Genomic DNA, 13,818 nt, shown 5'->3' on the forward strand with positions numbered 1-13,818 from the left:
TCGCAGTAGGGACGGTTCACAGGCCCCGGCGGTGGTGGGCGGCGAAGGTGTCGATGTCGATTAAGGTGGTTCGCGATGACGGCAATGTGGTTCGGCCTTGCGGCAATTGCACTGATGGGTGCAGTGGCCCTGCTCTACATCGACAGGTCCAAGCGAGATCGGTCCGGACGTGTACGGCAGATGTGGGCCAAGGCTCAGGGGTACGAGTATCGACCGCACGATCGAGAACTGGTCACGCGGTTCTCGCGCGCTGCCCTGTCCAAGCCGGAGTTCGACGTGGCTCTCGGAGTGGTGACCGGCGTTCGACGCGGTGAGGAGTTCGTTCTCTTCGACGTCGAGGAGACAGGCACGATCGTGGCCGTGCAACGCTCGGTCGGTTCGGATGTCGACATCGATCTTCGGCCGCGCTCGACGCCACCGCCGCGCGACGAGGACATGGAACTGCTCGGTTCCATCGGTCCACGCGTGGTGTTCGCAACCGACGTCGACATCGCTCGGCGTGTCTGCGACCAGCGGATGGCAGCGTTCACCGAGTCCATCCCGGAGAATCTGCAGCTGCTGTGGAGCGAGAAGGACTGGACGCTCGGGTCACTGCCGCTCGGCAGTGTCGGTCGCGATTGGGATGCCGCGATCGACGCGGTCGCGAGACTGTCGGGCATGTTGCACGTGCTGCCGCCGGTTCGCGGAAGCGCGGTCTACGGCGCTCGCCCCAATGATGATCGGAGTGATCCCGGTAGGCCGTCGGTGCACGAGGCACCCACGCAGCAAGCACCCGTGGCACACAATCCTCGGCCTCGCGTGGCCGAACCCCGTATTCAGGCGGTTCGACGCCCGGAGCCGCCCGTCGCCGAGCCCAGAACCCCTGCACCCAACACGCCTGAGCCGAGGGTTCGGCCTCCTCGCGCCGCCGAGCCCCGTGTCCAGGAACCGCGTGTCCAGGAACCCCGTGTTCAGGAACCTCGTGTTCAGGAACCGCGTCCGCAGGAGCCGGGGCGCAGGCCGCGTCCGCCGAGGCCCGATGCTGCCGGTCCGCAGGCCGCAAGTAGGGCCAATCCGTCGCGTCCGGTGCCGCGTCCGCCCGTCTCGCGGCCGATTCCGTTCGACTCGGACCGCCGACGCAATCAGCCGTGATCGAAGTTCGGGCGTGTTTACGGGCGCAGACGCGCTTACGCGGCTAAATTCGTACCTCGTGACGGTTTCTTCGGGTGTTGTCGTGGCAGTCCTGGTCCTCATTGTTGTGGTCGGTTACGTGGTGGTCGCGGTGCGTCGACTCGGTCGATACAGCGATCAGACGGAGCAGAGTCTGCGGCTGGTCGATGTCGAGCTCGATCGGCGTCACGAGCAGTTGGGCCCGTTCCTCGCCGCCGCGGAGGCCACCGGGCTGTCCGCCGATCTGCTGCGTCAGCTCGGCGGTGCACGTTCGTGGTCCAAGGCCGTGCGCGATCGCAGCCTGGGTCTGCAGGCGCAGGCCGCCGCCGAGAACGCCCTGTCCGCCGCGTTTCACGCCGTGCTCGCCGATGCCGATGCGCGTCGGAACGCGTTGGGCAATTGGTCGTTTCAAGGCCCGGCCGGTGAACTGAACGTCACCGAGCGCCGTATCGCAGGCGCGGTGCGGGTGTACAACGACAACGCGTATCGGTTGTCGCAGGCGATCGGCACGTTCCCGTCCTCGCTCGTCGCCAGGGCTCGTTCGTTGACCGCACCGGAACCGTTCGTGGAGACCAAGGAACTGCTCGACGAGCAGCAGTCGGCCGAGATCGCTGCCTAGTGGCAGAACGATCAGCGGAGCCGGCGGGAGCGCCTGCGCGGGTCGGTAGGTAAGTTCGTACCGACCTATCGAAGATCCGTGGTGCGACGAGAGGAATCCGAACATGGCCGACAGTGCCGCGAATTCGGACCGGCAGGAACTGGCCGATTTGGTGAAAGAGCTTGCCGTCGTGCACGGGAAGGTCACGTTGTCGTCGGGCAAGGAAGCCGACTACTACGTCGATCTTCGTCGCGCGACTCTGCATCATCGGGCAGGCGCGCTGATCGGTTCGTTGATGCGTGATCTGGTTGCCGACTGGGATTTCGTGTCGGTCGGCGGTCTGACGATGGGTGCAGATCCGGTGGCGATGTCGATCATGCATGCGCAGGGGCGTCCGATCGATGCGTTCGTGGTGCGCAAGGCCGCGAAGGCGCACGGCATGCAGCGTCAAATCGAGGGTCCGGACATCGTCGGCAAACGTGTTCTGGTGGTGGAGGATACGACGACCACCGGAAATTCTCCGCTCACTGCCGTGCAGGCTCTGCGGGACGCGGGAGCGACGGTCGTCGGCGTGGCCACGGTGGTCGATCGGGCGACCGGGGCGGACGAGGTCATCGCCGCAGAGGGGCTCGAATATCGATCCCTCCTCGGCCTGGCGGACCTCGGCCTGTAGCCCCTGGCTCCGAAAGAGCTTGTCAGCGAACGAGTTGCGCGACGACGACGAAGTTGTCGTCGGTGGGTTCGCCGCCCTGGACGTCGCAGTTGGCGAGGATCAATCGTCCCGGTACCGAGCGTCGGAGTTCGTTGTCCGCGAGCAGAGATCCCTTAGGTAGAGGGCCGACCGATTCGACCGCGTATTGCAAGGTGCCGCTCGGGGTGCGCAACACGACGGTGTCGCCCGGCGTGACTACCCGCAACGCCTTGAACGGGGCGTCACGCTTCGAATAGTTATGTCCGGCAACCACTACCGTTTGTTCGGTCGAGGTTCCCGGCATTCCGCTCTCGGCCCACCATGCGGGCAGTTCGTCGACCGGGTTCAGCACCTGGCCACTGTCGCCGCCGCGGTAGAGCGGGTCGGGATGGATCGGGCTGCTCAGGTAGGTCGTGCCGTCCGAGGATCGGAGTTCGATGTGGTCCGGCTGAGCGGGAGCGACGTCGCTCGCCGGTGCGGCCACCGAGATCTGTGACTGCACCGGCGAGCGATCGGGTGCGGCGATCCCGACTTCGTCACTCGCACAACCTGATACGAGTAGAACGAGGGTCAGGATCGCCGTCCACAGCCAGCGGGTTCTACGAGGTGGCATCGGTGGAGCTGCGGCGACGCAGGTAGAACGCTCCGCCTGCTGCCGCGACCACGACCACGCCGACTCCGGCCAGGATCACCGGGGTGTTGGACGAGCTGTCCGACCCGCCCGATGCCTCGTCGGAGGAATCGCCGAGAGCGAGATCGACCGGCGGCAGATCGCCGGCAACGCTGACGACACCGTTCTCGTCGGTGGTGAAGTAGTCCGCGACGGTGAACGATCCGTCCTCGTTCCTGACACCGACCAGGGACACTCCGGTCTCGTCGACGACGACGGTGTTCTCGTCGATCTCGGTGACCGGAACGTCCTCGCGGACAACATTTCCGAGGTTGATCGTCCACTCGAATTTCGGTCCGCTGGCGGCCAGTTCGGCTGCTGCGGCCTTCAGATCGGCCTCGGCCTTGGCCTTCGCGTCGGCATCGGCCTTGGCGGCATCGACGTCGGCCTGTACGGCTGCCAGTGCGTCCGCGGCCTCCGTCGCCTTGGCCTTGGCTGCCGCGGCTGCCTCGGTCTTGGCTGCCAGATCTGCATCGGCGGCGACAACCGCGGCGTCGGCGTCCAGAACTGCCTGCGCGGCGTCGTCGGCCGTCTTCTGCAGTGCCGCGATGTCGGCATCCGACGGGGCGGCGTCGAGGGCGGCCTGGGCTGCGGTTGCCGCCTCAGCCTTGGCGTCGGCGTCGGCCTTGGCCGCATCGGCTGCTGTTCGGGCGTCGGCTGCAGCCTTCTGCGATTCGGTCTCCTCGCCTGCGGCAGCCTCGGCTGCGGCTTCGAGGTTCTTGGCGTTCTGCTCGGCCATCGCGGCCACGGCAGCTGCGGTCTGAGCCTCGATGTGCAAGGCCAGCGACTTGGCCGCGGTGGCAGCTGCGGCCCTGGTGGCGGCAGCGACCTTGGCGAGGTTGAAGTTCTTGAACGAGTCCTGCAGTGCCTGGAGGGAGTCCTCGACGGCCTTGGTCGACGCATCGGCCTCGACCTTGGCGCTGGCGGCGAGCTCGGCCTTCGTGTTCGCGTCGGCGCGGGCGGCCGCAGCTGCGGCGGTGGCTTCGGGGTCGCCCGATACCGCTGCGGCTTCGAGCTCGACAGCCAGATCCTCCGCCGTCTTCGCGTCGGCTGCGGCCTGGTCCGCTGCTGCCTTGGCCTCGTCGGCCGCGGTCTCGAGCTCGGCAGCGTCCTTCTTGGCTGCGGTGACCGCAGCACTCGCGGCCTCGCTTTGGATCTTGGCCGATGCGGCGGCCGTGACGGCAGCCTTGGCCTTGACGTCGGCCTCGGCTGCAGCGACCTCGGCCTTGGTGGCGTCGTTACTCGCGGCGGTGTCGGCGGCCTTGGCGGTCTCGAGGCGCACCTGAGCGGCGGCTGATGCTTCGGCGGCAAGCTTGCTGGCCGCTTCGGCGTCGGCGATCGCCTGCCTTTCCGCGTCGGACAGCTGCGGGATGACGTCGAGGTTGACCGTCGCGGTGCCGTCGTCGTTGAAGACGACGCCGCCGGTGACCTGGGGCAGCGGGCGGATGGTCGACGGTAGCTCGGGGGCCGGGACGGCTGCGGCCGCTGCGGCTGCGGCGTCTTCCGGGGTGACGGCCGGAGCAGGTGCTTCGATCTGCGCGTCGACGGTGGCGGATCCTTCGACTGCTGCGCCCTCCTCGGTGGTGGGAGCTCCGGATTCGGTGCCGCCCTCGGTGGCCGGCTGCTCGACTGCGGAGCTTTCGGGTGTCTGATCCTGCGCACTGGCAATTCCCGGTGCAGCGATGGAGAGGGACAGTGCCATGGCGGCCCCGGCAGCGGCGAGGCGCGCCTTCTTGGACCTGGCGATCGACTTCTGCGACATGGAGATTGTGGCCCTTCGGTCAGTGGCAGCAGAGTGCTGCGCGCACCCGCCCTCCCACGCGGAACGGGTGTAGTTGGTGAGTCACACGAACAACCGTGTTGACGTGACCGTAAACCAACCGGCCGGTCTCGGGAACCGTTCAAGCCTTTACCTGAGAATTGGTTATGAAAGTGTTACTGATGGGACTCATGTGACGAGTGAGAATCGCGAAAGCGAACGGCGGTCGAGATCCGAAGATCTCGACCGCCGCGAAAACCTGTTCAGGTGAAGGTATTTCAGTCGCCGACCGTCACGGCCCGGGCCTCGTCGATGCTGTGAGGTGCGGGTTCGTGGTCGTCGACATGAGCGAGCACCTTCCGGCCGGTCGCCAGGACCACGATGGCGAGGGCGGTGCAGGCGGCACCCACCCAGAACGGGACGTGCATGTTCGACTCGCCCAATTTGCCGGCCAGGTAAGGAGCCGCGGCCCCGCCGGTGAAGCGAACAAAGCTGTAGGCCGCCGACGCCGTCGAGCGCTCGACCGGTGCCGAGATCATCACGGTCTCGGTGATCAGCGTGTTGTTGACGCCGAGGAACAGCCCGGCCACGACGGTTCCCACGATGAGGACGATCTTGTTCTCGGTGAACATCGCCATGACCGCCAGGTCGAGGGCGAACAGCAGCAGCGCGAGCATCATCATGTTCAGCGTTCCGAAGGCCCGCTGCAGTTTCGGTGCCACGAACACCGATGCGATCGCCAGGCACAGGCCCCAGCCGAAGAAGATGAAGCCGATGGAGTACGTGCCCATGTCCAACGGGAACGGGGTGTAGGCGAGGAGGGTGAAGAATCCATAGTTGTAGAGCAGCGCGGTGATGCCGACGGTGAGCAGGCCGCGGTGACGAAGCGCGCGGAACGGGTCGAGGATCGAGGTGGTGTGCGCGGGCTTCGGGGTGTCCGGCAGCATGACGATGAGCAGGATGAACGCGACGGCCATCAGTGCGGCAACGCCGAAGAACGGTCCGCGCCAGCTGAACCCGCCGAGAACGCCACCGACGAGGGGTCCGGTGGCGATACCGATACCCAGAGCGGCCTCGTAGAGGATGATCGCGCGAGCGACACCTCCCGATGCGGCACCGACGATGGTCGAGAGCGCCGTCGCGATGAACAGAGCATTGCCCAGTCCCCAGCCTGCGCGGAAACCGATGATCTCACCGACCGATCCGGACGTACCCGCCAGTGCCGCGAAGACGACGATGATCGCCAGTCCGGCCAGCAGGGTGCGCTTGGGTCCGAAGCGGCTCGACACGACCCCGGTGATCAGCATCGCGAATCCGGTCACGAGCATGTAGCTGGTGAACAGCAACGACACCTGAGACGGCGAGGCATCGAGTTGTTCACCGATGGGCTTGAGGATGGGATCGACGAGGCCGATGCCCATGAAGGCGATGACGCTGGCGAACGCGACGGCCCACACCGCTCGCGGTTGCTTCAGCAGGCTGTCGGGGGAGGTGCTGGTGGTCACGAAGAGGTTCCTCTCATTCCGCGATCGACGGGCTCGAGGATGCTGCGAAGCTCGCTCAGTCCGTCGGTCAGTTTCTGGATCTGTTCCGGGTCGCGGTCGGACAGGTACGGCACCAGTCCGTCGACGATGTGGCGTCGACTCGCGGCGAGCCATCGGTGGCCGTCGTCGGTCATCTCGATGAGGACGGCACGGGAATCGTCGGGATCGGCGGTTCGGGTGACGAGGCCGCTCTTGCTCAGCTTGGCGAGCAAGGCCGTCGCCGACGGTTGGGAGCAGCGGTCCAACTCGGCGAACGTGCTGATGCGCAGGGGCTGGTATTCCTCGAGCAACGACAGCGCCCGCATCCACGCTCTCGGCCATTCGTCGCTGCCGAACCGTGCGGCCAATCGGACGAAACGTGACGAGCTGGTGACCAATTGCGACAGGAGGTCCCGGATGTCTGCGTCGGAGTGACTCACCGATTTATTGTTACATACACTAACTATCTAATGCAACGGCGCAGGTGACCTGCGGAAGGGCGTCGGGGGTCGCGTCAGTACTGGCGGAGGAGAGCGGCGATGTCGCGGTCCCACTCGGCGTCCCGATGACCGTCGTAGCGAAAGCGCATCAGGTGATGGAAGCCGATGAGAATCGATGCCACGAGCACCCAGCTACCGATGGTGTTGAAGATCGACGCGGCCACGACGTCCGACGAGGTCAGTGGTCGCATGCTCGGGTTGCCGCTGTCGTCGACCCAGATCTGCGTGGTGGTACCGACGGGTGATCCGGTGTCCACGCTGACGCGTCCGGTGTGCTCGACGCCTCGGTAGACCCACCGTGAGTCGACGGCGGTCGCCGCTGCGCCGGACGCGCCGAATTCGGTCGATGCGACGGGTGCGGATTCGGCGGCGGCGGTGGTGGTCGCGGTGACCTGGTGAATCGAGGTCTTCTGGTCCTCGAGTCGCTGTTGTTGATCGGTGTGGGCGGCGGCACCGATCCACAGCGACACCGGAACCATGAGGATCAGCAGTGCGGTCACCCAGTGCTTGATGCGAGCCTGGCGAACGTCACAGTCGCGGAGCAACGGGTTGGGGTGGCCTGCGAACGCGGAGCGGCCCGAACTGTCCTGCCCGGTGAGTTTGCGGCGCATGCTGGTCCCCACTGCCTCGAAATGATCCGACCGACCTTTCCACGATGGCGACGCAACCTGCGAGTATCAAGCGATAGGGGTCAGCGTCACATGTGATGCTCACTGTGACGAGATGTTCGGGTGGAGGTCTGCGATGGTTGTCGGTCGGGTTCGGCGGGCTCGGGCGGCCGCGCTGATAGCAGGTGCGGTGACCGTGGTCGGTGCCTGGACGGGGTCGATACCGTTGCAGCGCATGGCCAAGCCTCTGATAGTCCCGGCCCTGGCGAGCGGCCTCGATCCGGGCCGAGATCGGGTGCTCACGGCTGGTCTCGCGGCCGCAACGATCGGCGACGTTCTGCTGATCGACCCGGACGACGACTCCGCTCTGGAATGGGGTGCGCGTGCGTTCGCCGTGATGCAGGGCAGTTATACGTATCTGCTGTACCGCAAGGGTGCGCGTCCGGCACTGATCGACGCCGTTCCGCGGTACGCCGGATGGGCGGCCGCGGCGACGCTACTGGCCAGGCGACAGCCCGCGGTGGCGTCGACCCTGATCGCGTACGGTGCGGTGCTCGCGACCACGTCGACCCTGTCTGCTCGTTCTGTCTCCCGCGGCGGCGATCGACGGCTGATGATCGGCGGTGCCTTGTTCACTGCATCCGACGCACTGATCGTCTTCCGCCGACTGTTCCTGACCGAGGATCGTCAGCGGCGGACCGCGGAGGCCATAGTCCTGTCGACCTACGTCGCGGCGCAGGTCCTACTCGTCGAAGCCCTCGCTTCGGGGTAGCAGCAGCACTCGCTCGCGGTGGGCGGGGTCGACGCGAACGGCGATGACGGTGCCCGGCTCGAACCGCGAGGTGTCCGAGCGGGGGACGTCGTAGACGATCTTGCCGAAGTAGCTGCTCGAGCCGGGCACGGTGAATTCGAGGTCCAGCTCGGCGGTGTTCTCGTCGATGCGGCGGATCGCATCGACCGTCGCCCATCCTTCGACGCCGTGTTCGATCAGTTCCTTCTGCTCACGCGTCGGTCGTCCCGCGAGCATCATGGCCAGGCCGAGGGCCGCGCCGAATCCGGCGACCAGGGCCGCCAGCTGGTACGGAAGCGTCCCGGGCGGGGTTCGCTTCATCAGCCAGCCGATCCAGATCGCCAGCACGATGGCGTATCCGATCGTCACCACGACGACTGCTCGCACGATTCTCGCGTTGTTCACTTCGGTGCTCCTGGGTCGCCGGAGGCGACTGTTCGATATTCGACGATAGGGGGTTACCGGTAAGTAGGGTTACATGTACGGTGATCGATGTGACTCGACCAACTGTCTTCATCTCAGGCGCAGCTGCCGGTATCGGCCGCGCGACGGCTCTCAAGTTCGCGGCCAACGGCTACCTCGTCGGTGCATACGACATCGACGAGACCGGCTTGGCATCGCTCGGCAAGGAAGCTGCCTCGCTCAGCGGCCGCGTCGTCACCGGCATCTTGGATGTAACCAACTCCGACCAGTGGGAAACCCGACTGAAGGAGTTCGTCACCGAGGGTGACGGTCGACTGGACATTCTGATCAACAACGCCGGAATTCTCGCCGCGGGTGCCTTCGAGGACATGCCGCTGTCGGTGCATCGCCGTCAGATCGACATCAACTTCAACGGGGTCATCTATGGCACGCTCGCGGCATTTCCGTACCTCAAGGACACCGCAGGCGCGCAGGTCGTCAACCTGTGTTCCGCGTCGGCCATCTACGGTCAGCCGGAGTTGGTGACCTACGGCGCGACCAAGTTCGCGGTGCGCGGCGTCACCGAGGCGTTGGATCTCGAGTGGAGCAAGTACGACATCTCGGTCAAGGCCATGTGGCCGCTGTTCGTCCAAACGGCGATGACGCAGGGCGTGTCGACGGGCACCACGAGCTCGTTGGGTATCAAGCTCACCGTCAAGGACGTGTCCGACGCGATCTTCGACGCGACTCGTCCGGTGAAGCGTCGGTTGCACAAGGTGCATTTCCCGGTCGGCCTGCCGTCCAAGGCACTCTCGCTCGGCTCGCGCTTCTCGCCCGCATGGCTCACTCGCGAGGTCAACCGGCGTCTGAGCCACACCTAGAACTCCTCGCCGGACGATGCCGGCACTGCGCCGGTATCGTCGGTCTTTCGAGCAGTCGATGTCGAAAGGTGGGTCGGGGTTTCTTCATGCCGATTACGTGGGGTGCGAGCGGGCAGCGATCGAGCAGGGCACGGCAAATGGGTTGGGCACGAGCCTGGTTGGTGGGAATCGGAGCCTGTACGGCGCTCGTTCTCGCCGGCTGCAGCAGTGAGTCCGCTGCCCAGCCTCCGCCGCCTGCGTCGACCACGACTCCGGTGCCGACGACGACGCAGACCACCACCACTCCTGCGCCCGTGACGACCACGGAAGCGCCACTGCCGCCGCCCCCGCCTCCGGTGGAGCCGCCGCCCACCGCGGAACCGCAGACGACGTACGCCGCCATCGGCGGTGCGTACTATTTCAGTTCCCCCGACGGTCTGTTCCAGTGCGGGATCGTGCCGCTCTCCAGTCGTGTCGAGGCCGGGTGTCAGGGCACCACCACCCCGGTGCCGCCGCGGCCCGACGACTGCATGATCAACTGGGGCAACGGTATTCGTGTCACCAACGATGGCCCGGCGGCGTTCATGTGTTCCGGCGGTGTGGTCTACACCTCGGGCGGCGAGACGATCGATCCACCGCTGGCTGTCGGAGCGAGCATCTCCGAGAACGGATTCACCTGCACGTCCGCCGAGAACGGCATCTCGTGCGTCGACGACGCAACCGGACACGGCTTCCGCATCGCACCGGACAGCAACGAAGTCTATTGAGCGAGAACACGATCGGCAACGAATCGTCGTCGGACGATGCCGGCCCCACCGAGTGGGGTGAGAACCCGAACGGCGTCGGACCGTGGTTCGACACGCACACCGAACCGCCACCCGACGATCCGCGATTGGACCCGGACCTGCTCGCGGGCGGAGATCGCCGCAACGTGGTCGACGCCTACCGCTACTGGCGACGCGAGGCGATCGTCGCCGACATCGACACCCGACGGCATTCGCTGCACGTCGCCATCGAGAACTTCACCAACGACGCGAACATCGGCACGGTGGTGCGCACCGCGAACGCCTTCGCCGCGCAGGCGGTCCACATCGTCGGACGTCGTCGGTGGAACCGTCGCGGTGCCATGGTCACCGACCGCTACCAGCACATCCATCACCACGACTCGGTGGAGGCGCTGATGGCGTTCGCAGCCGAGCAGGGCCTCGTGGTCGTGGCCGTCGACAACACCCCTGGGTCGGTACCGATCGAGACCGCGGAGTTGCCGCGTCACTGTCTGCTGCTCTTCGGTCAGGAGGGACCGGGTGTCACCGACAGTGCCCGCGAATCGGCTTCGATGACGGTATCGATCGCGCAATTCGGTTCCACGCGCAGCATCAATGCAGGTGTTGCCGCCGGGATTGCCATGCACTCGTGGATTCGGCGGCACGCGGATCTCGATGCAGCGTGGTGAGTCGCAGCGCTGTCCGACGGGGTTTCCGGGGCGGGATGTAACGAATCGGCAACGGTAGTGGCAGGATTGCGGCTATGCAGGAGTTGTGGTCGCAGCGTGCGGACGCTGCGGAGGGGGCCGTCGTCGCGCGGCACATGCGTCGGCTGTGGGGGCTGCCGGGCACGGCGTTGGGAGTCGTCGCCTGGCCACCGGCGCGTTCGGAACGGATGTTCCTGCGTTGGCACTACTGGTGGCAGGCCCACCTGCTCGATTGCGCGGTCGACGCCGCCGATCGCGATCTCACCGCCAAGCGCCGTCGGCGATTGAACAAGATCACCCGAGCGCACCGAACCCGCAACGTCAGCGGGTGGACCAACAACTACTACGACGACATGGCGTGGCTCGGGTTGGCACTCGAACGCGCGCAGCGGCAGCATTTCGTCGGCAATCGCGGTGGCATCCAGCAGATCGAGATGGAATTGTTCGACGCCTGGGCTCCGGCCGAGGGCGGCGGCATTCCGTGGCGCAAGAAGTCGGACTTCTACAACGCACCCGCCAACGGCCCGGCCGCGATCCTGCTGGCCCGCACCGGTCGGCTGTGGCGTGCCCAGGAGATGGCCGATTGGATGGACCGCACCCTCAAGGACCCGCGTACGGGGCTCGTTCTGGACGGAATGCATTCCACTCGTGCACTCGTCGACGCCGGAAAAACCGGCGAGATGGAGCGCGCCGTGTACAGCTACTGCCAGGGCGTCACGTTGGGCCTCGAGACCGAACTCGCTGTCCGACTCGGAGAACCCCGGCACGCCGAGCGAGTCCATGCCCTGGTCGACGCCGTCGACAACCACCTGACCCGCAACCTCGTCGTCACCGGCGGCGGTGGGGGAGACGGCGGCCTGTTCAACCCGATCCTCGCGCGCTACCTGGCGATGGTCGCGGTGGAGCTACCCGGAGACTCGGACGCCGACGACCGGGCACGCGAACTCGCTGCGGCGATCGTGCTGAACTCGGCCGAGTCGGCGTGGGAGAACCGTCTCGAAGTGGAAGACAATCCACTGTTCGGAGCCGACTGGACCCGCGAAGCCCGCTTCCCGGGGCAAGGCCTGCACATCGCCACCTTCACCGAGGGCACGGTCCGACCGTCCGATGTGCCCGAACGGGATTTCTCGGTGCAGCTCGGCGGCTGGATGCTGATGGAAGCGGCCTACCGAGTCTCGGCTGCGGGTTTCTAGAACACCTCGTCGGAGCGGACCGACGCAGACCCTATTCGACGACCTCTTCGACCTCGATGGTCTCTTCGGGCCGTGCCATTTCCTTGCGGTACTGCCAGATACCGAGACCGGTTCCGACGACGAGCAGCACCACCATGCCGATGAGGACGGCGGGCATCAGCCAGGGGATGCCCTCGATGAACGACCCGAAGTAGAACCCGATCAGCAGCAGCACCGGAGCCCAGATGATGGCACCGAGAGTGCTGGCGATCGTGTACTTGCGGTGATCCATCTTCGCAGCACCTGCGACCAGCGGGCACAGGGTGCGGACCCAGGGGATCCACCGCGCGACCAGCACCGCCCAGAAACCGTGCTTCTCGAGCAGAAGATTGACCTTGTGCAGGTTCTTGGTGTTGAGGTACTTGCCGTTCTTGCGGGCCACCAGAGTCGAGCCGGTGCGGTGCCCGATCGAATAGCCCACCTGGTTGCCTGCGATGGCGGCGACCATCGCACCGAGCGACAGCGCCCAGATGTGACCGGTGCCCGACGCGTGGGTCGCCATCACGATTCCTGCCGTGATCAACATCGAGTCTCCGGGCAGGAACAACCCGATGATCACTGCGCATTCGATGAACACGAAGGTCATCACGACGATCCACACGACGAGTGGGCCCGCTGTCTCCAACGGACCGAAACTGCCGGCGGCCTGGACGGACTCGGTCGACAGCGCAGTGGTAATCGACGACATGGACTCGATCACTTTCGGAAGATCTCGATCAGGACTTGGTGTCCGGGGCGTCGGCCTCGATCACGTCGGCCGCCTCCCCGAGCGGGGTCTTGCGGGCCTTGATCATGCGCTTGCCGACCTCGGCGACGATGGGAAGGACGGAGACGGCGACGATGATCAGGAAGATGATGTCGACGTGCTCGCGGATGAACGCGATCTGCCCGAGCAGGTACCCCAGCACCGTCACGCCCGCGCCCCAGAGGACGCCGCCGACGACGTTGTAGGTGAGGAACAGCGAGTACTTCATGTGCGACGCACCGGCGACGACCGGTGCGAACGTACGCACGATCGGTACGAAGCGCGCCAGGATGATGGTGATCGGGCCGTGCTTCTCGAAGAACAGGTGCGACTCGTCGATGTACTTCTTCTTGAAGAATCGCGAATCGTTGCTCTTGAACAGGGCCGCGCCACCCTTGGTGCCGATGAGATAGCCGACCTGGTCGCCGAGGATGGCCGCGATCGGGATCAGAACGACGAGGGTCCAGATGGACGCGAACGGCTCGATCTCGGTGGACTTCGACGCGGCGATCAACCCGGCCGTGAAGAGGAGGGAATCACCTGGGAGCAGCGGAAACAGCAGCCCGGACTCGATGAAGACCACCAGCAGCAGCCCGATCAACACCCAGTGCCCGAAGGAGTTGAGCAGGTTCACCGGGTCGAGAAAGCCCGGCAACAGGGCCAGGTTCGTCGTCATCGTTTCCGAGGCAGCTAGGAGACTCACCGCGCCCACACTACCGGCCGAAACTGGTAAGTCCTGAACAGATGGTGTCGCTCTGCTGTGAACGTGATGGCTTGTTCGGCACCGTCGACGGGCCGTCGCTCCCGGCCGACGTCAGCG

Annotated in this window: 16 protein-coding genes; 8 read left to right on the plus strand and 8 right to left on the minus strand. The window is 65.8% G+C overall.

Going from position 1 to position 13,818, the window contains the following annotated elements; genetic code table 11:
- Positions 1–75 precede the first annotated feature (75 nt).
- The 3 genes from NY08_RS21340 (at position 76) to pyrE (ending at position 2,420) form a co-directional block, all read left to right on the plus strand.
- Entirely contained in the window at positions 76–1,131 is a 1,056-nt protein-coding gene (locus tag NY08_RS21340; RefSeq protein WP_052683901.1) for a hypothetical protein, read from the plus strand.
- Between the two features lie 58 nt (positions 1,132–1,189).
- On the plus strand, positions 1,190–1,768 hold the full coding sequence (locus NY08_RS21345) for a LemA family protein (protein WP_032397164.1): 579 nt from the start codon (positions 1,190–1,192) through the stop codon (positions 1,766–1,768).
- Between the two features lie 103 nt (positions 1,769–1,871).
- Positions 1,872–2,420, plus strand: a complete 549-nt coding sequence (gene pyrE / locus NY08_RS21350; protein ID WP_045198649.1) for an orotate phosphoribosyltransferase — start codon at positions 1,872–1,874, stop codon at positions 2,418–2,420.
- Between the two features lie 22 nt (positions 2,421–2,442).
- On the opposite strand, the gene NY08_RS21355 is transcribed toward pyrE, so the two are convergent.
- The 5 genes from NY08_RS21355 to NY08_RS21375 form a co-directional block, all read right to left on the minus strand.
- Positions 2,443–2,940 carry a class F sortase gene (locus tag NY08_RS21355; RefSeq protein WP_235386986.1) on the minus strand — a complete coding sequence of 166 codons (498 nt, stop codon included), beginning with the start codon at positions 2,938–2,940 and terminating at the stop codon, positions 2,443–2,445.
- A gap of 97 nt (positions 2,941–3,037) precedes the next feature.
- Positions 3,038–4,870 carry a hypothetical protein gene (locus tag NY08_RS21360; RefSeq protein WP_045198653.1) on the minus strand — a complete coding sequence of 611 codons (1,833 nt, stop codon included), beginning with the start codon at positions 4,868–4,870 and terminating at the stop codon, positions 3,038–3,040.
- A 275-nt stretch (positions 4,871–5,145) separates the two neighbouring features.
- Positions 5,146–6,372, minus strand: a complete 1,227-nt coding sequence (locus NY08_RS21365; RefSeq protein ID WP_032397160.1) for an MFS transporter — start codon at positions 6,370–6,372, stop codon at positions 5,146–5,148.
- Entirely contained in the window at positions 6,369–6,830 is a 462-nt protein-coding gene (locus NY08_RS21370) for a MarR family winged helix-turn-helix transcriptional regulator (RefSeq protein ID WP_032397159.1), read from the minus strand. The genes NY08_RS21365 and NY08_RS21370 overlap by 4 nt, the downstream gene beginning before the upstream one ends.
- 74 nt (positions 6,831–6,904) lie before the next feature.
- The gene (locus NY08_RS21375; protein ID WP_045198656.1) at positions 6,905–7,501 is read right to left on the minus strand and encodes an Rv1733c family protein; all 597 of its coding nucleotides are present in this window, start codon (positions 7,499–7,501) and stop codon (positions 6,905–6,907) included.
- Positions 7,502–7,634: 133 nt separating this feature from the next.
- On the opposite strand from NY08_RS21375, the gene NY08_RS21380 reads away from it, so the two are divergent.
- Positions 7,635–8,270 (plus strand): lysoplasmalogenase family protein, encoded by a 636-nt coding sequence (locus tag NY08_RS21380; RefSeq protein WP_045198660.1) that lies wholly within the window; start codon positions 7,635–7,637, stop codon positions 8,268–8,270.
- On the opposite strand, the gene NY08_RS21385 is transcribed toward NY08_RS21380, so the two are convergent.
- Positions 8,241–8,693: a hypothetical protein gene (locus tag NY08_RS21385; RefSeq protein WP_032397157.1), complete on the minus strand. Its 453-nt coding sequence runs from the start codon at positions 8,691–8,693 to the stop codon at positions 8,241–8,243. The genes NY08_RS21380 and NY08_RS21385 overlap by 30 nt on opposite strands.
- Positions 8,694–8,782: 89 nt before the next feature.
- On the opposite strand from NY08_RS21385, the gene NY08_RS21390 reads away from it, so the two are divergent.
- From NY08_RS21390 to NY08_RS21405, 4 genes are all read left to right on the plus strand, one after another.
- Positions 8,783–9,571 carry an SDR family oxidoreductase gene (locus tag NY08_RS21390; RefSeq protein WP_045200914.1) on the plus strand — a complete coding sequence of 263 codons (789 nt, stop codon included), beginning with the start codon at positions 8,783–8,785 and terminating at the stop codon, positions 9,569–9,571.
- Positions 9,572–9,708: 137 nt separating this feature from the next.
- Positions 9,709–10,317 carry a DUF6636 domain-containing protein gene (locus tag NY08_RS21395; RefSeq protein WP_045198661.1) on the plus strand — a complete coding sequence of 203 codons (609 nt, stop codon included), beginning with the start codon at positions 9,709–9,711 and terminating at the stop codon, positions 10,315–10,317.
- Entirely contained in the window at positions 10,314–11,003 is a 690-nt protein-coding gene (locus NY08_RS21400) for a TrmH family RNA methyltransferase (RefSeq protein WP_176459340.1), read from the plus strand. The genes NY08_RS21395 and NY08_RS21400 overlap by 4 nt, the downstream gene beginning before the upstream one ends.
- Before the next feature lie 74 nt (positions 11,004–11,077).
- Complete coding sequence (locus NY08_RS21405) at positions 11,078–12,214, plus strand: glycoside hydrolase family 76 protein (protein WP_045198663.1); 1,137 nt, start codon at positions 11,078–11,080, stop codon at positions 12,212–12,214.
- A 31-nt stretch (positions 12,215–12,245) separates the two neighbouring features.
- On the opposite strand, the gene NY08_RS21410 is transcribed toward NY08_RS21405, so the two are convergent.
- Entirely contained in the window at positions 12,246–12,941 is a 696-nt protein-coding gene (locus tag NY08_RS21410; protein ID WP_045200918.1) for a DedA family protein, read from the minus strand.
- Between the two features lie 28 nt (positions 12,942–12,969).
- A complete protein-coding gene (locus NY08_RS21415; RefSeq protein ID WP_045198665.1) occupies positions 12,970–13,674 on the minus strand; it encodes a VTT domain-containing protein in 705 nt (234 codons plus the stop codon).
- Between the last annotated feature and the right edge of the window lie 144 nt (positions 13,675–13,818).

Source organism: Rhodococcus sp. B7740, assembly GCF_000954115.1.
In the GTDB taxonomy this organism is placed as follows: domain Bacteria; phylum Actinomycetota; class Actinomycetes; order Mycobacteriales; family Mycobacteriaceae; genus Rhodococcoides.